Source organism: Halomonas sp. DP3Y7-2 (genome assembly GCF_019800795.1).
Taxonomy (GTDB): domain Bacteria; phylum Pseudomonadota; class Gammaproteobacteria; order Pseudomonadales; family Halomonadaceae; genus Halomonas; species Halomonas litopenaei_A.
In genome coordinates this window covers 597,855-618,945 of record NZ_JAHVKJ010000001.1, presented here as the reverse complement: position 1 = coordinate 618,945, position 21,091 = coordinate 597,855, and the positions used below count along the sequence as shown (strand labels likewise).

The 21,091-nt window shown below is 61.0% G+C and carries 15 protein-coding genes; 5 read left to right on the top strand and 10 right to left on the bottom strand.

Annotation, left to right across the window (positions count from 1 at the left end):
• Window positions 1-28 precede the first annotated feature (28 nt).
• Complete coding sequence (locus KUV45_RS02725; protein ID WP_224851893.1) at window positions 29-661, top strand: hypothetical protein; 633 nt, start codon at window positions 29-31, stop codon at window positions 659-661.
• Between the two features lie 476 nt (window positions 662-1,137).
• Entirely contained in the window at window positions 1,138-2,088 is a 951-nt protein-coding gene (locus KUV45_RS02720; protein ID WP_222162164.1) for an SUMF1/EgtB/PvdO family nonheme iron enzyme, read from the top strand.
• Window positions 2,089-2,214: 126 nt separating this feature from the next.
• Here KUV45_RS02720 and KUV45_RS02715 read toward each other — a convergent pair whose 3' ends face one another.
• The 10 genes from KUV45_RS02715 to KUV45_RS02670 all read right to left on the bottom strand — a co-directional run bounded on the left by KUV45_RS02715 (window position 2,215) and on the right by KUV45_RS02670 (window position 17,362).
• Entirely contained in the window at window positions 2,215-4,452 is a 2,238-nt protein-coding gene (locus KUV45_RS02715) for a hypothetical protein (RefSeq protein WP_222162165.1), read from the bottom strand.
• A gap of 1 nt (window position 4,453) precedes the next feature.
• Window positions 4,454-7,303, bottom strand: a complete 2,850-nt coding sequence (locus KUV45_RS02710; RefSeq protein WP_222162166.1) for a type VI secretion system Vgr family protein — start codon at window positions 7,301-7,303, stop codon at window positions 4,454-4,456.
• Between the two features lie 416 nt (window positions 7,304-7,719).
• A complete protein-coding gene (locus KUV45_RS02705) occupies window positions 7,720-9,534 on the bottom strand; it encodes a TRAP transporter fused permease subunit (RefSeq protein ID WP_222162167.1) in 1,815 nt (604 codons plus the stop codon).
• 166 nt (window positions 9,535-9,700) lie between these two features.
• The gene (locus KUV45_RS02700) at window positions 9,701-10,684 is read right to left on the bottom strand and encodes a TAXI family TRAP transporter solute-binding subunit (RefSeq protein ID WP_206942338.1); all 984 of its coding nucleotides are present in this window, start codon (window positions 10,682-10,684) and stop codon (window positions 9,701-9,703) included.
• 328 nt (window positions 10,685-11,012) lie between these two features.
• Complete coding sequence (locus tag KUV45_RS02695) at window positions 11,013-11,816, bottom strand: hypothetical protein (RefSeq protein ID WP_206942336.1); 804 nt, start codon at window positions 11,814-11,816, stop codon at window positions 11,013-11,015.
• Window positions 11,817-11,839: 23 nt separating this feature from the next.
• Entirely contained in the window at window positions 11,840-12,580 is a 741-nt protein-coding gene (locus KUV45_RS02690) for an SDR family NAD(P)-dependent oxidoreductase (protein ID WP_206942334.1), read from the bottom strand.
• A 57-nt stretch (window positions 12,581-12,637) separates the two neighbouring features.
• Window positions 12,638-13,426: an SDR family NAD(P)-dependent oxidoreductase gene (locus tag KUV45_RS02685; protein WP_222162168.1), complete on the bottom strand. Its 789-nt coding sequence runs from the start codon at window positions 13,424-13,426 to the stop codon at window positions 12,638-12,640.
• Window positions 13,423-14,793, bottom strand: coding sequence for an MFS transporter (locus KUV45_RS02680; protein ID WP_206942330.1), 1,371 nt, complete (start codon window positions 14,791-14,793; stop codon window positions 13,423-13,425). Before KUV45_RS02680 ends, KUV45_RS02685 begins: the two co-directional genes overlap by 4 nt.
• 114 nt (window positions 14,794-14,907) lie before the next feature.
• Entirely contained in the window at window positions 14,908-15,789 is an 882-nt protein-coding gene (locus tag KUV45_RS02675; RefSeq protein ID WP_206942328.1) for a polysaccharide deacetylase, read from the bottom strand.
• Window positions 15,790-16,402: 613 nt separating this feature from the next.
• Window positions 16,403-17,362 (bottom strand): GntR family transcriptional regulator, encoded by a 960-nt coding sequence (locus KUV45_RS02670; protein WP_222162169.1) that lies wholly within the window; start codon window positions 17,360-17,362, stop codon window positions 16,403-16,405.
• A 403-nt stretch (window positions 17,363-17,765) separates the two neighbouring features.
• Here KUV45_RS02670 and KUV45_RS02665 point away from each other — a divergent pair, with 403 nt between their 5' ends.
• The 3 genes from KUV45_RS02665 to KUV45_RS02655 are packed head-to-tail and all read left to right on the top strand — an operon-like array spanning window position 17,766 to window position 21,071.
• On the top strand, window positions 17,766-19,322 hold the full coding sequence (locus tag KUV45_RS02665; RefSeq protein WP_224851895.1) for an NCS1 family transporter: 1,557 nt from the start codon (window positions 17,766-17,768) through the stop codon (window positions 19,320-19,322).
• Window positions 19,323-19,377: 55 nt separating this feature from the next.
• A complete protein-coding gene (locus KUV45_RS02660; RefSeq protein ID WP_222162170.1) occupies window positions 19,378-20,727 on the top strand; it encodes an amidase family protein in 1,350 nt (449 codons plus the stop codon).
• A 41-nt stretch (window positions 20,728-20,768) separates the two neighbouring features.
• The gene (locus KUV45_RS02655) at window positions 20,769-21,071 is read left to right on the top strand and encodes a hypothetical protein (RefSeq protein WP_222162171.1); all 303 of its coding nucleotides are present in this window, start codon (window positions 20,769-20,771) and stop codon (window positions 21,069-21,071) included.
• Window positions 21,072-21,091 lie beyond the last annotated feature (20 nt).

Genomic DNA, 21,091 nt, shown 5'->3' with positions numbered 1-21,091 from the left:
CTATCGTCTGCCCACTACCGGAGCCCCCATGAACTTCGCCACCCTCGGCCCTGAAGACAGCAACCACGCCTTGGTCTTGGCCCGCTATCTTGAGCTCCGGCGTCAGGATCCTGGGGGTAAAGACAGCCCACTCTCGCCGACCGTCCAGCTGGTAAACGACTTCCCCCAGGCCTTTCAGGACCTGGTGGACGGGCATCACGACTATGTGTTGCAGGTCAGCGCCCATTTCAGTCACGCCGACTGCGTCGGACGCTTCATGCACCGCGCCTTTCCAGTGGATAGCTTCATTGCCCCAAGCCGGCCCTTGGCACTGGTCGCGCGCAAGGACGTCGCCAGCCCCACAAGCGTCCTGCGTCAACCGGCGACCCGTCACTACACCGACCTAACGGGGCTGAAGCAACGCGACGCCCCCACCATCGTCGCCGCCCTGGAAGGCCTGCTCGACGGCCAAGCCGACGCCGCCATCGTCGCCGAACAGGCCCTGGCCCTCTACCCAGATCAACTGCGACTGTTGCGCCCTCTGGGACCAGCGCTGGACACCTGGATTCTGTACGCCAACCGACCGCTCATGGATGAGGTGCAGCAAGATCCGGCATTGGGAAACAGTGGCGCCCTACGGGAGCATTTCAGAACGACGTTGGCGCGAAAAAAACCGGCATGATGCATCAACCTCGATAACGTAAGCGGTGTGGCAGCTACTTGCTGCCGCTTTCCCGATGGAAGCGCTGACGTCACCAGCCGAGCGGTACCAGGCGCCCACAGCGCAGAACCCGGAGCCTATGCGGTATAGGTGAGGAGTTCGAGCAGCGCGTAACGCAGCAAGTCGGCGGCGCAGGCATTTATGCAGTGTTTCCCTATGGTGGAGAGTCACACAGGGGGAAGGGCCCACTTCATCACTATCATCCTCCGAACTCCCAAGCCCCGTCGTTGAGTTAAAACTCCTTCAGGCCACCGATACGTGTCGACGCTTAGTCCCCACTTATCCCTACCTGGACAGCCATGACGCCCCCTAGGAGATAGGGGAACCCACAGATCGGAATAATTTGTGGGAAATCGCTCACAAGGCACTGTCAGGCCGAATGGTAAGCTTGCTTTGCGCGCACCCTTGTCGCACGAATATCGTGATGGAGCGAAACCATGGAAAGGTTTTATCGACTCAGCATACCCATTATTGCTTGCGTCGTGATGACCGGGTGTGACGGAAGTGCTTCACAGGAAGAAGCCGGAGGCCACAGGGACGCCAGCTCACCGGTTAACCAAGAGGCCGTTGCGGCACTCATCCAGAAAACCATGGACAACATGGTCTTTGTTGAAGGCGGCAGCTTCCAGATGGGAGATTTTGGGCCGCTGATGCCCAATTCTGGCGGAAGAACCTATACAGCGGATAGCGACAATAAACCCGTGCACGAAGTGACGTTGGACAGTTTCTCCATTTCCGCCGTCCAAGTATCCTACGACGACTACGACATCTATACCGAGGCGATGGGGTTGCCAAGGATCAACACCGCCGGTTACGAATTTCAATATCGCGCCTCAAACATCCCTGCCGGAGTCGACTGGTATCAGGCACGAAACTACTGCGAATGGCTGGGCGATCAGACCGGGCTTCCCTTCTCACTTCCCACCGAGGCGCAGTGGGAATACGCCGCACGTTCACGTGGGCAGTTTCAGCTATATGGCACCTTCGATGGAAAGTATATGAACCCAGGCGTCAACTATCCGACTCGCGACGAAATCAAGTCCAGTACTCCATCGGGAAGCATGGGACCACATACCATTGGCCTTTATCCACCCAACTCAATCGGTCTCTACCAGATGGGGTTAAATGGATTCGAGTGGGTAAAGGACTGGTACGATGAGAACTTTTATAAAACATCACCTAGGAATAACCCGGTCGGTCCAAATGAGGGAGAGTATAAGGTTTTAAGAGGAGCCGGTTTCTCAGAGATGTATAGAGCGAAACTGATCGTCAACCGTCGGCATTCGCTACCAGACCTAGCGTTGGACGAACCCATATTAAGTCTCACTCACAGCCCCGCGCACCTCTACACATTTCGGTGCTCACTAGCTCACGATGATCAATCGTGATTTATATAATTTTCCGCCGAAACTCAATACTAAACTGGCTTGCTATCCGATAAATTTACAGACAATTCGTGCTAAACCAAAACCGGGACGAACCGAAGGCAAAGTACATCAGCTTACCCCCCCACTTCACTCTTCACTTAACACGTCAATTTCAAGTATACACTGTGTTTCATTTTCGCATGGTGTATTAAAATAGCGTGACACATCCTCCTGCAGCCTATATTTCAAGTCATCGTTTCTTACTATTTCAGTCCCCACAGATGACGCATCTCTTATCAAGCTCGCTCGGAGGTAGACAAACGCACGCTCGAAATGACTCGATAGCGGAGGAGGCAGCTCTCTTTCGCCTCTTGCCAAAAAGCAAGAAACCATTTCCTCACCTGTTCTACTATCAATGATTTCTCCAACCTTAGGAGTGATACGCCTCATGACATTTCTCATCTCACTCTTGGACTGAACCAAGTGAAGAACGTGCATAATCGCGGTCTTCCTTTCGTTCATAAAACCAAACAGACTGGGGTTTTCCCACCAGCCCTCAACATCCCTATTCAAGGGATGGTAAACATCGAAGATATTAGTTTGCATCAGCCAGTAGATAATCAGCCCTTTTGTATCCGGAGTCGCATATCTAAGTAAGTCAGGATTTTCATTGATTCGCTCGGCCAAATCGCTTCTCTTATAAGCGTTTTCTGCATTGCTCGATAGTTCAGAAAACACCTCACTGGCAAGTTTTTCTACAACATCTGCTGTATCAGCCAAATAATCAGCAATATCTCCTCCTTCAGCGACCATTATTGCGATAACATTTGATAACACGTAAAATGCATCTTCATTAATGAAAAACAGCCTTGAATAATCAATGTTCTTCAGTTGATAAACCACCCATTTAGCAAATTCGTAGATCAGGCCAGCATCCACCTCGAAATCGATTTTACCTTTAAGTCCAATCCCACAGCACACCCCAGCCTGAGCAGATATTCGAAACTTTCCATTATCATAGTAAACCGAGAAATTGGCAGCGGCACCGATCCCCAACATTCCCACAGCACTTGGTGCACTTTTTGCAAAAGGTTTAAACTTATTGCCTTCTTCGGGGTTCTTCCATTCAAGCTGCACGCCGAAGGTTGCGATCGCTTGGCCTCCGGCAAAGGCCGCCATCCCCCCGGCGACTTCACTATTGTCCAGCTGGGGTGCCCCTGACTGACGCACCACCGACCGCTGCTCGCCGGGTAGTCCTCGTTGGGCAAGCTGTCCTTGTACCCCACGAGTCTGCAACTGACCATCCCGCATATCGACATTCAAGCTCAGCTCGGCGGCTACGCTGGCTCCAATCCCTCCACTACAGGTGATAAACGCGTGCGACCGTATCATTCCCAGGTCGATGATCCCGGCTTCATTGGGAAGCTCACAGGCCAGCATCAGGCCACCAGCGGGAGTATAAAAATCCAATGATGCCTTGGCTTCTGCCAGGACCAATTCAGCTTTTGCGTCAGCCTTGAGAGAGGCTTTTCCTTGAAAGGGGTTGAACTCTCCGCTCATACCGCTTGCACCTGATGTCCAGCGCATCAACTGGGCTTCAGCAGATAGCTCAACACGCGAGCTATCCTTATCGCGTTCCTCACCCTCAAGAATTTCGTACTTCGCAGACAGGTTTTCGTTGATCGCCTCAGACCACTTAAACAGATCAACTGTCTCTTTTTCCTTCTTCAGCCAATCTTCAAACCACGGAAAATCTGCTTTCAACTTAGCTTCACCACTGACATTCACCATCTGGCGCACCAGCTTGTCAGTGTCGACGCGTCCGTTAGTGAGCACCGTCTGGCTAGCATTACCGCTACCACCGCTTAACGGTATCTCTTCAGATATCGCTCTGATGATATGAGACCTGGCGTACACCAGTCTGAAGTGTTCAGTTCTTGAAGCTCTTCGTTGAATAGGGATTAGCTCCATCACCTTGTTCGTTTCGCTACTCAACTCCGTCAGCGGCTCAATCACATCCTTCAGCGCACGATTTTTCTCGTCCACCTTGCGTTGCGCTGTCAGGACCTGTTGCCTCAAGGACTCTCTGTCCATAACGAACTGTTGATCACGGATGTCCGACATCATCAACGCAATATAGCTACTAGTGGCAGCGGATAGCTCATCAAGTGCATGTTGATACTCCTCCACCACGGTTTCCATTAACCGGCACTCCTCAATAAAGTGCGCAGCTCCCTCGGGTGACACGCTCACCAACTTATCTCGCCCCACCGCATAGAACAGCAGCGGCGAGCCTCCAATCGCAACATCACGTCCTTGCGGCATCAGGCGGGTTTGGGCATTACCATCTTCCGTATCAGCGGGTAGTGTCGAAGCCTCTGTCATGTCACACGCCTCCCTGCGCATCAAAAATGTCATCCAGGTCATCAAGCCGGTCTAGAACCGTGATGCTCAGGCGCTCTGGTTGACGGGTAACTACCTTCTGCGTCCGCCCCTCTTCGTCACTACGACCCTCGATAGCCCTGCCCTCTGCAGTCACGATCCGGTACTTTGCGAAACGCAGGGGCAAATTCGTCTTCTTGTCACGCAGAACGAAAAACTCGGAAAATAATCCTTGAGGCTCGGGCAATGGAGCCAGCAACTGCTGCAAGCTTGTCGGCCCCGCAAAGCTATGCTGCGCGCCCTTCAGGTCCACCAGTCCCGGCCCGTGGATCTGAATATCCCCATCCTTGAGGCGGATATAGCCTCCGCCGCTGGTCAGCAGGATTTCCTCTTCGGCAGCGATGTGTACGCTGTCCTCGGTGGAGGTGATGGTCAGCTGCTTCTCGGCGGTCAGGGCCATCTCATCTGACTGGGCCTGGATATCGACCTTGCCTTGGGCGGCGAACAGCTTGATGCCGGCGCGCTGCACGAACAGCGAGAGCGCCTCGGATATCGCACCCAGCAGGCTCCTGCCCGTGGCCAGGTTGATGTCCTCACCACTGGTGACGCTGAGCGACTTACCCTGGACAAAATGGGTGGACTGCGGGGTGCTCGCGGCGATGCCCGCAGGAGACGCCAGGTGCAACCAGGACTGCTTCAAACTCCCGGCCTGGCCGCGCCCGCCAAGACTTGCCGTGCGTGCGCTTCCGCCGTCGAACGCGTTGGCCTGGGTGGCCTCACCCGCCACGCCCTGGGTGTCGTCGGCGGCTTGCTTCAGGTTGGCGCGGGCGGCCAAGGCGTCGGCGCTGTGCTCCACCGCACTCTGACTGAGGCTATCGGCCAGTTGCCAGGCGCTGGCGAGCTCTTGATACGCCGGGGCCAGGGCCAGCTGTTCACCGTTCGCGCCCAGTTGCCCCCAGGTCGTCAGCAGCAGTCCCTGATGGGCGCGTACAGCGCCAAAGGCGTCGCTTCTCAGCTCGAAGCCGGTACCGCGAAAGTCGCCGCGGGTGTTGCCCTGCTGGTGGATCAGGTAGCCCAGGTTCAGCTGAGTCTTGGCGTGCTCGGAATTAAGACGAACCCGCTCCTGGTCGGTGGCGTCATCGAATACCAGCTCGTTGTACGTGTTACCCCGGTAGGTCTTGGACTTGAAGCCGGATAGCAGACCGTTGGAATGCCACTCGGGCTGTTCATCACCGTTATAGACGCGCCCGGTGATCAGCGGGCGGTCCGGGTCTCCTTCGAGGAAGTTGACGATCACTTCCTGGCCGATACGCGGGACAAAGACACCGCCCCAACCGGCGCTGGCGTTGGCCTCGCTGACTCGCAGCCAGCAGCTCGACTGGGAATCCCGCTGCCCCAGCCGATCCCAATGGAACTGCACTTTCACCCGGTTGAGCCGGTCGGTGTGGATTTCCTCACCCTCGGGTCCCACCACGATGGCGGTGTGGGGTCCCCCCATGACAGGTCGAGGATGATCCAGCGCCGAGCAGTAGGGCTGGGTCAGGCGCTGGGCCTCCAGGTCCATCAGGTAGTGGCCGGTACCGGCACGCTGGTAGTCGTCACGATGAAGACTGTCGTCATCAAGTCCGTGGGCCCGGCGGGCATCCAGCAGTTCCTGTTGCAGGCTGCCGGGCAAGGTGTGGAGGTGGGCCGAGACCGGCAAGGCGTTCTCGGCGAACAGGCTGAGGCCCAACACCAGGAATTCGCGCTCGGTAGTCTCGCCGCAGTCATGTTGGGCGTGCTGGGTCAGTTCGAAGAAGCGACCGACCTGTAGCTGGCGGGCGCCGCCACTGCCAAAGAAGCGCTTGGCGCGGGATTCCAGGGCCGCGAGCCGATGCTCGGTCAGCCGCTCGCCGTGATAGTGGTCGTGGTAGTAGTACTCACCGGGGGCGTCGTAGACCTCCTCGTCCGAGAGGTTACCCTGCTTGTCGCGGGACAGCAGGTCAGTGCGCTTGACCAGGCGAGGCTGCTTATAGTCGTAGGTGGCAAGGCTGACCCTTGTCGCCTGCTGCTGGCGGCGTCCGCTCCATTGGGTAAGCGCGTCTTCGGTCTCGGTGGCGGCCTGGCGATGAAAGCGAATCTGGCGCGGCGCGACCGCCTGGCAGGTGGCCACATCGTCGGTGATCACCAGACGGTGAAGAGCGGTCTCACCGCTTGGGCTACCGGCGTTCTGGCTGTTGTTGAGGCTGCTGTTGTGGCTATCGTTGTGGCCAATGTGCTGGCCATCGCCCTGAGAATGCTCGAAGTAGTAGAACAGGCCTTCCTGTTCCATCAGGCGATTGACGAAATGGTAGTCACTCTCGCGGTATTGCACGCAGTAGCTGCGCGCCAGGTAATCGCGACGCACGTCGATGCGCCAGCCGCCCCGGGCGATATCATGGCCAGAAAAGACGTCTTCGATGATCTCAAGGACGCTCTTGTCCTGAAAGATGCGGCTGTCGCGTCCCAGGTTCAGCATCGCAAGCCAAGGCACCAGGGTCAGCTGGTAGTAGAAGACGCCGCCATCTTCGCCCAATAGCGCCGCGGTCTCGACCAGACCGGACAGCGACCGGTAGCGCCAGTCGGCCTGACGAATCGCGATGGTGGCGGGCTGGGCCATCAAGGACTTGAGCTCGATATCGCCTCGCTGGGCGATCACATCGAGGCGATAGCAGAACGGGCGTGACATCTGCTCTTGCCCGACCAGACGGTGGGGGATCAGGGCTGGGCCCGCTGACGTGGCACCGTGCAGTTCAAGCTGGAGCAGCCGCTCGTTCTGTGACAGCGGAATATTGAAAGAGGCGCGTAGCGCCTTCCACCAGGAGGGATCGCTCATAAATGCCAGCCTTGCTGGCATCGGCACAGCGTTCGATGGCAGGCCATCGACAAGGGATCAATATCCAATCTAGCGCACGTAATGGGCATGAAAGATCCTCTCCTGGCAACATCCATGTAGTCACAGGAGAATCCTACCCAAGCCCTCGACGTGAGCCATCACATCGCAATGACTTTCCGAGAAAGCGACAATTTTTTCTTAAAAGAACCTACAAATTTCACAATAAAACGCACGGAATAGCCGCTCATGAAAAGCAGCTATTTATCCTTTTTTCGCTCCCGTCGCTCACTCATCATCACATCATCGATGCAGGAATTATCGTCTAACGACCACTGTTTTTTTCGATGGCCTTGTCCCCGTCGTAACAGCCAGAGAACGGCTCAGAGCACAGACCAGAGCACCGGTCAGAGCACCGGTCAGAGCACAGGCCAGGGCACGAAGATCACGCCAAGCCCCAACGCCACCAGCACCAACCTGACCCACCAGCGGAAGCGTCCGATCAGTCCGTAGGACGTCAGCCCCAGGCCAAGCAGCACGCCAAGGGTCGTGCCCAGGGCAAGGACAATCCCACCGCCAAGATCCAAAAGCGCCGGATGCGCCACCATGGCCAACGGGATCAGGTACAGACCGACCCCCAGCGCCATGGCCTTGGCCGCGACCTTGAGCCAGTTTTCATCGGCCATGCCAGCAGCGATGAACACCGCCCCGCACACCGGCGGGGTGATGGTGGAGAGCAGCGCGAACCAGAACACGAACAGGTGAGCCGTCAGCAATGGCAACCCCAGCTCGGTCAGCGCGGGGCCAGCCACCGACACACAGATGACATAGGCCGCAGTGGTCGGCACTTCCATACCCAGTACCAGGCAGGCAAGCGCGGTCAGCAGCAGCGCCGGCCATAGCTGCCCACCGGACAGCGACAGAATGGCAGAGGTCACCTTGACCCCCAGCCCGGTGAGCGCCAGCACACCAATGACCAGGGAGGCGCACAGAATTATGGCCCCGATGACGGCAATCTGGCGACCGGCCGTCAGCGCTGCCTGGGCCAGGCGCGCGCGAAACTCCGCCCCCGACACCTTGAGCTCGGCATTCATGGCCAACAGGGCAAGCCCTGCGAAGATCGCCACGCTGGCAGCATACTGGGGCGTGTTGTCGCCGTGAAAGATACGTTCCAGCAGGATCGCGAAGGGCACCGCAAAGAACAGTGCCGTCGTGACCACCTCACGCAGCGCCGGGCGATCTTCCGCAGCCACAGGTTTCAAGTCATGGCGAGTCGCGAAGGCATTGATACCGATCCACACCGTGGCGAAGTAGAGAAACGCCGGCAGCAGCGCCGCGCCCATGATCTCGGTGTAGGGAGTCCCGGTCAGCTCGACCATGACGAAGGCGCCAGCCCCCATCAACGGCGGCATGATCTGGCCACCGGACGAGGCTACCGCTTCGACCGCACCGGCCAGCGAGCGCGGGTAGCCAAGCCGGGCCATGGAAGGAATCGTGATGGCGCCGGTGGAGGCCACATTGGCCGACGCCGAGCCCGAGATCGACCCCATCAAGGCGCTCGAGATCACCGATACCTTGGCGCCACCTCCGGTCAGACGACCCGCCGCGGCACCTGCGAGATTCATGAATCCTCGACCCGCTTCACCGGCATTCAGCACCGCGCCGAAGATCACGAAGATGGCGACCACCGACACGCTGACCCCGGTCAGCTTGCCCCACAGGCCACCCTCGGCAATGGTCAGCGAGCCCACCAGGCTTGCCATGGGCAGCCCCGGATGACCGAACTCACCGGGTAGATACTGGCCCAGGGCCGCGTAGCCCAACGCGATCGCGGTCACCAGTGGCAATGGCCAGCCGATCGCACGCCGCGCGGCTTCCAGCGCGACGACGATCAACAGCACGCCCACCGCCATCTGCAGCGGGGTATCGATAAAGCCATACTGGCCGCTCAGGGCATCCTCGTTGAGGACGATAAACAGACAGGCAGCGACACCCAGCGCCGTCAGTGCCAGGCCGCTGGCATGCTGCCAGCGAGTGCGGGCGGAAAACACCAGTACCCATGGCAGCACCAGCGCCATGTGCAGAGGGCGACTGATCAGCGCCGGAGTCAGGCCATGGAAGATCAGGCCAAGGTGGAACACCACCGACAGGGTACCCAGGCCCACCCACACAGGCGTGAGGGAACGTCGGGCGTCGTTGTCGGTGGCCGAGCGGGCGGCATCGCTTGAACTCATGACATCACTATTTCAGCAGGGACGGTGCCATTACCCGAAGTGATCTTCGCGGCAGTGGCCAGGCCAGTTTTACGAAAAGACGATAAAGAGGAGCCAGGAAAACGCGTATTCGCCACGCAGCCGGGAATGGCATTCATGGCGAATACGCTGTCAGCTCAAGGAATGATCAGCGCTGAGCGTCAGGAATCTGAACGCCGGATTCCTCGTAGTAGCGAAGCGCTCCGGGATGCAGCGGTCCCTCGAGGTTAGCCAGCATCTGGGGAGAAATGGCCTGCCACCAGGGGGACGTCTTGGCCATCGCCTCTCGCCGTTCCCAGAAGGTCTTGGTGAGGGTGTAGGCGGTCTCTTCATCCATCGCGCTGGTGGTATAGGCCACCACCGGTAGTGACGTGGTCAGCACGTCTTCATCCACACCCGCATAGGTACCGGCGGGAATGATCTGAGGCGCAGCTCCGGTTGCCTCCACCTCGGCCTCGCTGAAGGACACCAGTCCGACATCGTGGCTCGCCGCTGTCTCGATCACATTGGGCGCGGGGAAAGAACTCGCGGTGGCAAAGGCGTCGATCTGGCCATTCTTGAGCGCATCGGGAGCGCTGCCCACGTCGGCGTCGTCGACCTCAACCTGGTCGGCGAGCTCGAACAGGTCCAGATAGCGCGCAGCCTCTCTGGCGCCGAAGGAGCCCTGGCCGATCAACAGGTGCTTGCCAGCCAGTTCATCCAGCGACAGGGTGTCCTGCTCGCCGGCCACCACAAAATGCATGGTCAGTGATGGAATCGGGAACAGCGCGCGAATCTCCTGGAAGCGCGGATGGTTGCGGTTCTCGAACGGGCCGCTCGATTCGCGTGCCTTGCTGACCAGGCCCGGGGGGGAGGTAAAGACATAATTACCGGGCCGCGCCATCACTTCCATGACGTTCTGCACCGATCCCTGGCTTTCTTCCAAGGTGAGGGTGACCTCACCCTCGGTACCGGCCTTGATGGCTTCGGATAGCTCGACCCCCATCTGGTAATAGGCGGTGCCGGCAGACGCCGACTTGTAGGTCAGGCGAGTCTGCGCACTGGCGGTGCCAGCCGCTAGACCGCTCAGCAGAAAGGTACCGGCCAGCACGGCCGTCAAGGCCCTGGAGCCTCGGCTACGAAGATGACGCATGGGGTGGTGTCTCCAGTCGACAATGGGCGGGGCCAGCACCTCTTCTTTCCTTTATAGTGCCGCGCCAGGTACACACCTGCCGGGCTTGGCCGGCCAACAGCATATTCGACTGACGCCCTTCTCGCCATGGCAGGGCCAAAATGCCGACCACGCCTGACTAAGAGACACCTCTGAATCACGAATGAGGGAGACACCCTACGGAAACGCGCATCAGAGCTTTTTGCAGAATCAGGCATGTCGAGTAAGCCTGCTATCGCTCACCAGACTTAAGCAGGTCTCTCTCTTGCCCCCACCTCGGTGGGGTTTTTTTTGCATGTCATCGATGAGCCTAGCCGGATTTCCTGGAAGTCCTCGCGCAGCGCCAGCCCACCACCTGCCTCGCCCATAAGGCGCCGCTGGTGGCTAACGCTGCCGCTACGGCAAGGCTGAAGGCGGTCGTGGGGGGAAGAGTATCGGCACTGAGTGCGAGGACGGCGCTGAAGGCCACCAGGCTCAACATGCCCAGCTGGGTGCTGGCCAGGGTGGCACGCGCTGCCGCTGCTCCGTAGCGCTGGTGCAGGGTCAGGGCGATGGTAAGCATACCGATCGGGAAGCTCAGGACCATGCCCGATACCGCGGGTGCCCAGGTGCCGACCAACAGCGTGGCGAGACACACGATGGCGCCCGCCAGAGAACCCCGAAGCAGTAGATCGACCCAGCGTACCGGCGCCGATACCGACACCGATGCCAGGTGAAGCGAGCGCAGCCGTCGCATGGCCATGGCCAGACAGGCAAGAAACACGATCAGTGCCAGTCCCACACCACCGGGTAGCGCATTGGCGACCGCTGCTGCCACCCACCACAGGCCCGCGGAAATACCGGCGCTGGCCCAGGCTCCAAAGCGACCCGACGCCAGCACAAAGGCCAGACAGAAGGCCAGGGTGGCCAGCATGGCGTGCAATGACCCCAGCGCGGCATCTGCGACCAGGCCACCTGGCTGCTCACGCAGCATGAAGAAGTAACCTGGTCCCAGCACGATCGGGGTGCCGGCCAGTACCCCGCCAATCCCGGGGCCCAGGCGGACGGCGGCCAACGAGACACCGATCACCACTGACGCGGTCGCCAGCCACTTGATCAGCAGAAGAGTCACCATGAAGGGGCTCCCGTGGACGATGGCTACATCACGTCGCCACTGTTGGGCCCAAGCGTCTGGCCAAGATACAGATCACCGTCCGGCGACGCCGCCAGCATCAGCGCCGAAGGCGCCACCTCCTCGGCTCTGCCGAAACGCCCGAGGGGCAATTCGGCTTCCTTGTCGGCGATCCACTCCGGGCTCAGCCCTTCCAGCATCGGGGTCAGGATAGGGCCAGGGGCAATCGCATTGGTCAGCACGTTGTAGGGAGCAAGGTCCCGGGCCATGGACTTGGTCAGCCCCAGCACCCCGGCCTTGGCCGCGCAGTAGTGGGACAGCCCCGTGCCGCCCTTGAGCGCCAGCTGTGAAGCCACATTGATGATGCGTCCGTTCCTGCGTTCCACCATGTGTGGCGCCACGGCCCGACTGACCAGAAAGACCCCGCGCAGGTTGATGCCAATCATGCGGTCAAAGGTGTCCGCACTCATCTCCAGAAACGGCGTTTCGTCGAGTATTCCGGCGCTGTTGACCAGCACGTCGATGCGTTGATGGCGGCCGATCACCTCATCGACCATGGCCGCCACCGAGGCCTCGTCGGAGACATCCACGCGGTGGACGCTGGCCCGCGCATCGAGCTCATCGGCCAGCTGAGCGCAGGCATCGGCGTTACGATCCGCCAGCGCAACGACGGCGCCCTCGGCGTGAAACAGCGAGGCAATGGCGCGACCGATACCGCTGCCACCTCCCACCACCAGAGCCACCTTGCCTTCAAGCTTGAGTGTCATGCAACGATCCTCCTCTGGGGAAAGTCGGGGGTGAGCTGGCCCACCCCCGCAAGGGTGTCAGCTGGGCCAGCGCACGGTCAGGCCGCCGTCGACAATCAGCTGCTGTCCGGTGACGTAAGAGGCGTCATCGCTGGTCAGAAAGCGCACCGTGCGGGCGACCTCATCGGCGTGCCCAACACGTCCAGCGGGAATCACCTTGCCTGCCGCCGCCAGGCCTTCCGGCCCCAGGGAGTTGACCGGGTCCAATGACTGTGGCGTCTCGATCAATCCAGGAATCAGGGTGTTGACGCGAATACCTCGTGGGGCGAGCTCCACCGCCAGAGACTTCACCAGCCCCACCAGGCCACTCTTGGCGGCGGCATAATGGGCATGGTCATCCCAGCCATACACGCCCCCGGCGATGGAGGACACCGCGACCATGGCGCCAGGCCCGGTCATCACCCTGGCGGCGGAGCGGAAGATCCGCATGACCCCGGTCAGGTCCACCGACAGCATGTCATTCCAGGCATCGTCGGTGAGGTCTTCCAGCGCGGCCTGGCGCAGGATTCCCGCGCCTGCAACCGCAATATCCAGTCGCCCAAAGTGCTCGACGGCGGCCTGGGCGAGTGCATCACACTGCTCGCCATCACGCACGTCCACCGCCACCGCCAGGCACTCGCCGCCGGCTTCTCGCACCGCGGCAACGGTGGTCTCGACATCATGGGGGTCGCCCGGATAAAAGCCAGCAACCACCTTGACCCCCGCCTTGGCATAACTGACCGCCAGGGCTTGCCCGATGCCACTGGCCGCACCAGAGATCATGGCGACCTTGCCTTCCAGTCCATCGTCACGCATCAAGCGACTCATGCTGCCACCTCCTTGAGAACATCCTCTTCGCGGTGATCGACCTGACGCGTACCGAACATCAATAGACCACTAAGCAGCAGCGGCAGTGAGCCGGCCAGAATCGCCGCCCAGGTCATGCTGACACCAGCGGTCAGCAGCAGTGACACCAGCCCGGAACCGATGATCGCCCCCACCGGCGCCATGACGTGGGCGACGTTGGCGCCGGTGCCACGCACGTGAGCCGGAAAGGACTCCCCCATGTAGAACAGGATGGCGGCGAACGGGCCGAGCAGGAAGAACAGGGTGACCGCGTACATGGCATAGACAAAGCCATCGGTCGCCGGCCCCAACAGCATCAGCATGCTGGCGATGCCCCCGAGCAGAAAGCCCAGCAACACGGTATTGCGACGCCCGATACGATCACCTACCCAGCCATGACTGAGGTAGCCGACAAAGCCCACGGCGTTCGCCAGGATCAGGACATACAGGGAACTCTCGAAGCTGACACCCTTGGCCTCGACCAGCACGGTGGTACCCAACACCGCAAACACCTGGATCGCCATCCAGCTGAACAGCCAGACCAGCGAAAGGGAGATGGTGTGGCGACGCAGCTCTGGCGAGAACACGCCCTTGAGTCCCAGGTTCTCGCCATTGTTGACCTCGATGTCGTGTTCGGCCGCAAGACTCGCCGCCCCGCTGTCGTCACCCGCCTTGCGCCGGCGCTCGACTTCCTTGATGGCGGCGAAGACAGGGGATTCCGGCAGCTTGATCGCCATCACGATGACAATGATCGAGGCACAGGCGGCCACGAAGAAGCTTCCTCTCCAGCCCACGATGGGCAGCAGCAATGAGGTCATCCCGGCGGCGAGCAGGGCACCCACCGGCCAGCCGCTCTGCACCAGGCTATACATGAAACCGCGCCCCTTGGCCTTCTTGTAGATCTCGTTGAGGTAGACGGCATTGACCACCTCTTCAGAAACCGCAAAGCCAGAGAAGGCGCGGATGATCACCATGGACGCCGCACCGATGGCGATCCCCGACAGACCCGAGCTGACCGCGCCCCCGATCACCAGAAAGATCAGGGTCTTCTTACGACCGAAGCGATCGAGCATCGTGCCGACCACCAGAGAGACCAGAAAGACCCCGATGGTGGCCCAGGTATTGACGGCAGTGGCCTTGGCGGTGGTCCAACCGAAGTCCTCGGCGATCACCGGCAGCAAGGTGCCAAACAGAGTGTAGTCGTAGACCGACGCCACCCAGGCGATAAAGCAGACCAGAGAGGCATAGCCAATCTGTTTCTTGGTTATGACCGCGTTCCAGGGGGCTTCTGCGTCGGCGGGAGCCGTGCCAGGGGCACTGGAGGACACAGTGGAGGTTGGTTCAGTCATCGACGTCACCCTTTGTTCGTTATCGTTGTGGTGTGAAGGTCAGGCGGGGCGAAACGTGAAGGCTTGGTGGCTCGCCCGGCAACGGCGCCGAGCGAGAGCATCCCTTCGGTTCGTTCAGGTTCTGGGGTGGCGCTTGGCGAAGTCGTCGGCGATTTCGTCGAAGGTGCAGAAGCGCACGCCCTCGTGGCTCTGCATGTGCTCAATCAGGCGCTCGAGCATCATCAGCACCTGGGGACGCCCGGACACATCCGGGTGAATGGTCATGGTGAATACTGCGTAGTCATTCTCGCGGTAGACCCAGTCGAACTGGTCCTGCCACATTTCGCCCAGCTGCCGCGGGCTGACAAAGCCGTGGCTGTTGGGAGACTTCTTGATGAACATCATCGGCGGCAGGTCATCGAGGTACCAATTGGCGGGAATCTCGATCAGATCCGTTTCCTCACCCCGCTCAAGGGGCTTCATCCACTCCTTGGCGGACTTGGAGTAATCGATCTTGGTCCAGGAGTCGCCTACACGCACGTAGTACGGATGAAAGTCGTTGTGCATCAGGCTGTGGTCGTACTTGATGCCCCGCTCGAGCAGCAGCTCGTTGGTCACCGGACTGAACTCCCACCATGGAGCGACATAGCCAGTGGGGCGCTTGCCGGACAGCTTGGTCACCAGCTCGATGCTGTGATCAAGGACATCGCGCTCCTGCTCGCGGGTCATGGCGATGGGGTTCTCATGGCTGTAGCCGTGCACGCCGACTTCATGACCCGCGTCGACCACTGCCTTCATCTGCTCGGGGAAGGTCTCGATGCTGTGGCCGGGAATGAACCAGGTGGTCTTGAGGTTGTAGCGTTCGAACAGTTTGAGCAGGCGGGGGGCGCCGACCTCGCCAGCGAACAGCCCGCGGGAGATATCGTCCGGTGAATCTTCGCCGCCATAGGAGCCGAGCCAGCCGGCCACGGCATCCACGTCGACACCAAACGCACAGAGAATTTCTTTCTTGGCCATCGTGTAAACCTCGTCTTGTCACTTGGAGTTATTGAGATCTGTTGGCGAAACCGGCCACGCCATGGGCATCTGGACACGGGATAGAGCGCAGCTCACCGCTCCAGAATATCGCCTTTCAATTGAAGACTGGATACAAAGGTCATTTTTGTCAAGGCAGTGGCTTTTCGCTTTCGAGGCGTAAGGGATCCATCGATAGACGCTCTCATCCACCGCAAAGAACGCACTAGCGCCTTTTTTCTCAACAAAATAGAAACAACAGGAAAGAAGCACCGGGAATCTTGGGACTCGCAATAAATACAACTAAAGTCGAAAAAAGAGAAAGCGCAGGAACGGATAAAAACGCAGAACGTCATTTTTTTGATCATCGCATTCCGATGACATTTTTCAGTGCCCCAGCATGACGCAGCCGCGGCAAGCATCAGTGGAAGCAGAAGGGGGATAGAGGGAGAGGGAGAGGGAAAAGAGAAAGCCACAGGGGCTGAGCCACAGCCCCAGAAGCGCCAGCGCCAGCGACAGCAGAACGAGAGGTCAGCGGCTGCCGGTCATGCTAGAGAGAGAGCGACGCCGGAGACCCGACGTCAGCAGCAACAGGGGAGATCGCCACCGCCAGGGATCATACGATGCGCTGCAGGTAAGGCGGCAGTTCAGGTTCAGGAAACACTGACAGCACCTTGAGGCGACGCCGGGTACGCTCAGCGGCGGCCTGGAGGTGTGATTGCAGGCTGGAGGCGGCAGCATCGAAGGCGCCATATAGCAGGTGATCGATGACAAGCTTGTGCTCTACCAGCAGCGGCTCATCGCTTGGCACCCCCAACACCTGGAAGAACATGCGATTGACGATCACCGGCAGCTGGCTCTGGGCGATCATTTCGCCGGCCTTGCGGTTGCGATAGTGTCGCAGACAGTGCTGATGCAGATCCTGCTCCAGCCGCGCAAGGGTCGCAGCGCTCTGTTGTTCAGGCGCATCGATCAGCTGCTGCACCCGTGCCTGCATGGCCTCGAGCTCGTCACGCGCCAGATGCGGCCCCGAAGCCTTCAGTGCCGCCGGCTCAAGCAGGATCCTGATCTCGTAGTCCTCGGCCACGGCCTGTGCCGTCAGCGGGCCTGCCAACCAGTGCGAGTGGCGATCCTTCTCGATCAGTCGCTGGCTACGCAGCCGCCCCAGCACCTCGCGTGCCACCGTCCTGCTGACCCCATAGTGCTCGCTGAGGGTGGTTTCCACGATGCGAAAATGGCCAAAGGCGAGGCACGTCGCCACCGCCTCTTCCACTGCAGCGTAAATCCGCTCAGCCGCGGGCCTTGTGTCTACCACCGGCGCCTGGTCGTCACACAGCCCCAAGCGCTCAGCCGTCAACGGCTCCCGGGCGGGGGACACGGCCCCAGGGTGCGGCGTTGCCACAAAGCCACGCCCTTCAAAGCGGCTGATCACCCCTTGTTCGTGCAGCAGCTCCAGCGCCTTGCGTACCGGCCCGCGACTGGTCCCGAACAACCGTGCCAGCGGTCCTTCCAACAACACCTGATTGGGCGCGACACGGCCTGAACGTATGGCGTCCCGCAGCGAATCCTGAATCATTGCATAGCGCGGCGGGCGTCCCCCACCGTGCGTGCTGGTCTTTTCTGCCGTATTCAGACGTCGCCCTCCCTGTCATTGGCGATCCACCCTGCCGCAAGGCAGCCCCATAGTCTGGCAGCTCATGCCACCCCTTTCGACCCGCTCAACATGACACCTGTCGACGAAAGCAGCCCGGCCATCCACGCCCGACCCCATCTGGAGCGCTCGCGCCGGGGCTCTACTATGCCGAAAAAACAGCCTATTGCATTTACTTTCCGTACCAAATGCGGCTTAAGGCTAGAGGCAAAGCTTGTCAAAAAATGGTTTTTGTATCCATACTGCATTTACGCGACCTTGAGAGATCTCCTCCCCTCTCCGGCGCTATCGCTCCCAACAACAACCTTTCACACCCAGGTGCGATACCATGACAAGCACTCAACACACATCGCCGCCCCCTGCCCCTTCGACGCGCTCCGGTACGTCATCCCAAGCGACGACGTCCTCCTCGGCCAACGCCAGCGATCATCTGCTGGAGGCGGCGATCCTGCCGGTATGGCTCAATCAGCGCACTATCGGCTTTCTGGGCTTCATCTGGCTCTGGATCGGCATGGCCGTCATCATCGCCACCTTCCAGCTAGGCGCTGGCGGTGTCGCTGGCCTGCCACTGGTCCAGGTGGTCGCCATCATCTTCCTGGCCAACCTGGTCCTGGGCGTGGTGATGAGCCTGACGGCCGATATCGGGACCGAGCACGGCCTGTCGTTCGCGGTCTATCTGCGCGCTCCCTTCGGCCTCAAGGGCACCCACCTGCCCGCCGTATCACGCGGCATCGTCGCGGCTATCTGGTTCGGCGTCCAAACGTACCTGGGGGCGCTGGCCCTCAACGGCATCGTCGAATACCTGTGGGGCCTCGACAACTGGGTGCTCTGGTACCTGCTGTTCGCCGTCGTGCAGATCGTCAATACCGCCCTCGGTATCCGCGCGGTAGAGCTGCTGGCGTCGATCGCCGCGCCCTGCATCGTGGCCATCTCGGTATGGATGTACTTCACTCTGGACGTACTGGCCGAGACCCAAGGCATCAACATCTGGACCTTTGCCGGCGATCAGGACGTGGCGGCGCTGGGACTGTTCTTCGCCAACATGGCTTTCTGGTCGGCGCTCGCCGTCGATATCCCCAACCTCACCCGCTTTCTGAAGACCGAGGCGGGTGCCAAAAGCTTCTTCCAGCGCAACCGCAACGTCTTCGTGGCGCAGTTCCTGGCGCTGCCCGCCACACAAGCCTGGATTGCACTGATCGGCGGAGTCTCCTTTATTGCGGCGGGCGACTGGAACCCGGTCACCGTCATCCAGGGCCAAGGCGGCGGCTTCACCCTGATTGCGCTGCTGGCCATGGTGATCCTGGCCCAATGGTCGACCAACAATGCTGCCAACCTGATTCCGGCGGCCCTGACCTTCGTCAATGCCGGGGCGCCAAGGGTCAGCTATCCGGTCGCGCTGGTCATCGCGGGGGTGGTCGGCACCGCGTCAATGCCATGGCTGATTCTCGATAACCTGTTCACCTTTCTGAGCTACTACGGCGCCGTGCTGTCTGCCGTCGGGGGCATCATGGTGGCTGACTACTATCTGCTGCGCCGGCGTCGCCTCAATGTACCCGCGCTGTTTGATCCTGCAGGGCAGTTCCGTTTCTGTGGTGGCTTCAATCCCGCAGGGCTGATTGCCTGGCTCGCCGGTGGCACTCTCGCGCTGATCTTTCTCGAGTATGCCTACGCCGTGGGTTTCGTCACCGCCCTGGTGGTCTATGTGGTACTGATGAAGGCCTGGATCCTGCGCCGGTACCCTCAGGAGGAGATCCGCTCAGGCTTTGATGACCGCTTCCTGGCCACCTCGGTGGGACGCAACTGGGTCTATACCGAGCAGGGACGCTTCGAACGCCTGGAAACCGGTGACATCCCCGACTCCGCGCTCAAGCGCGAGGATCGCTGAGTCGTCGTCTGGTGCCGCCCGCGGCGGCGCCCACCAACCGCAACAGGAGACGTGCATGCCTGCCTCCCCCTTCACCGCCCTGGCCATCGGCGAGGCCATCCGACGCGGCGAACTCGATCCGGTCGCGCTGACCCGCCAATGCCTGACCCGGGCCGCCGACAGTGACGCCGTCTTTATCTCGCTGACCGAGCAACGCGCTCTGGTGGAGGCCGAGGCCTGCGCCCAGCGTCAGCGCTCGGGCACCCTGCGCGGACCGCTCGACGGTGTGCCGCTGGCCTGGAAGGATCTGTTCGATATCGCCGGCACCGCCACCACCGCCGGCGGCAAGGTGCTGGGCAAGACGCCGGCCGCGCGCGACGCCGAGGCGGTACGCCACACAGCCGGCGCGGGCATGGTCGGCATCGGCAAGACCAACCTCACCGAGATCGCCTACTCGGGGCTGGGCCTGAACCCGCACTTTGGCACACCGCACCATACGCCAGCCGGCGCCGAGCCACGGGCGCCCGGCGGCTCGAGTTCAGGCTCTGCGGTGGCGGTCGCAGCAGGCATCGTGCCCGCCGCCATCGGCACCGACACCGCGGGCTCATTGCGTGTCCCGGCGGCCTTCAATGGGCTGGTGTCCTATCGCCCCTCCCAGGCCCGCCACTCGCGCCAGGGCGTGACACCGCTGGCCGACAGCCTGGACACCATCGGCGTCATCGCCACCACCCTCGAGGACTGCCTGGCCATCGACGACACGATGCGCGGCAGCGCGCCGCTGGCCCGCGCCGCCGCCGCGCCCGAACAGTCGGTGATCGTGCTCGATACAGGCTGCCTCGACGACCCGAGGGTATCCCGCGCCGTGGGCGACAATCTGGAGGCCTGCGCCAGCCGCCTTGAGGACGCCGGCTTCCACATCATCCGTCGCCGCGTGGCCAGCGTCGCCGACACCCTGGAGGCCATCGCCCGCCACGGCTGGCTGGGCGCGGCGGAGGCCTACACCGAGTATCGCGCCTTGCTGGAAGGCCCCGATGCCGAGGCCATGGACCCCCGGGTACGCAAGCGCCTGGCGGCCGCCCGCCAGATGCCCCCGGACAGCGTGGTCAGCCTGTACCGCCTGCGCCGGGCGCTCAAGACTCGGCTGCGCGAGGAGCTTGCCGGCGCGACCCTGCTGACGCCCACGGTGGCGCATGTGGCGCCCTTGCTCGCGCCGCTGGAAGCCGACCCCGAGCACTTCGCCGAGGTCAATCTGGCGACGCTGCGCCTGAGCATGGTGGCAAGCCTGCTCGACTCGCCAGCGGTGGCGCTGCCCAGCGGACGTGACGACGACCGCCAGCACACCAGTCTGCAGCTGAGCGGACCCTGCGGCGAGGACGAAGCACTGCTGCGGCTGGCCCTTGCCGCCAGCTCGGCGCTGACGGCCTAAATTACATTCATTCGGCGCCGACGGCGCCATCGGAGGTTGGCATGTGCGGACTGTGCGGTGCATTCGGCGGCGAAAGCCACTGGAGCACCACCATCGAGGACCCCGAGCAGGCCCACTTCGCGCGCAGGCGCGCCCGTGCCTACCGGGTCACCCTGATCAATCGGGTACTTGCGCCGAGTCGTATTACCATCGAGGACTTCCAGGCGGCCAGCTTCGTGTTGGCAAGCGCCACCGGCAAGCGCGATATCGTGCAAGACCTGGGTGGCGTCTGGCAGCAGGCCGAGCAGATGTGCGGTCGCCAGCTGGACCCGTTGGATGCCGATTTTCTGGCGTCTCTTGCCTGACACCATCGCGCGACACGAGA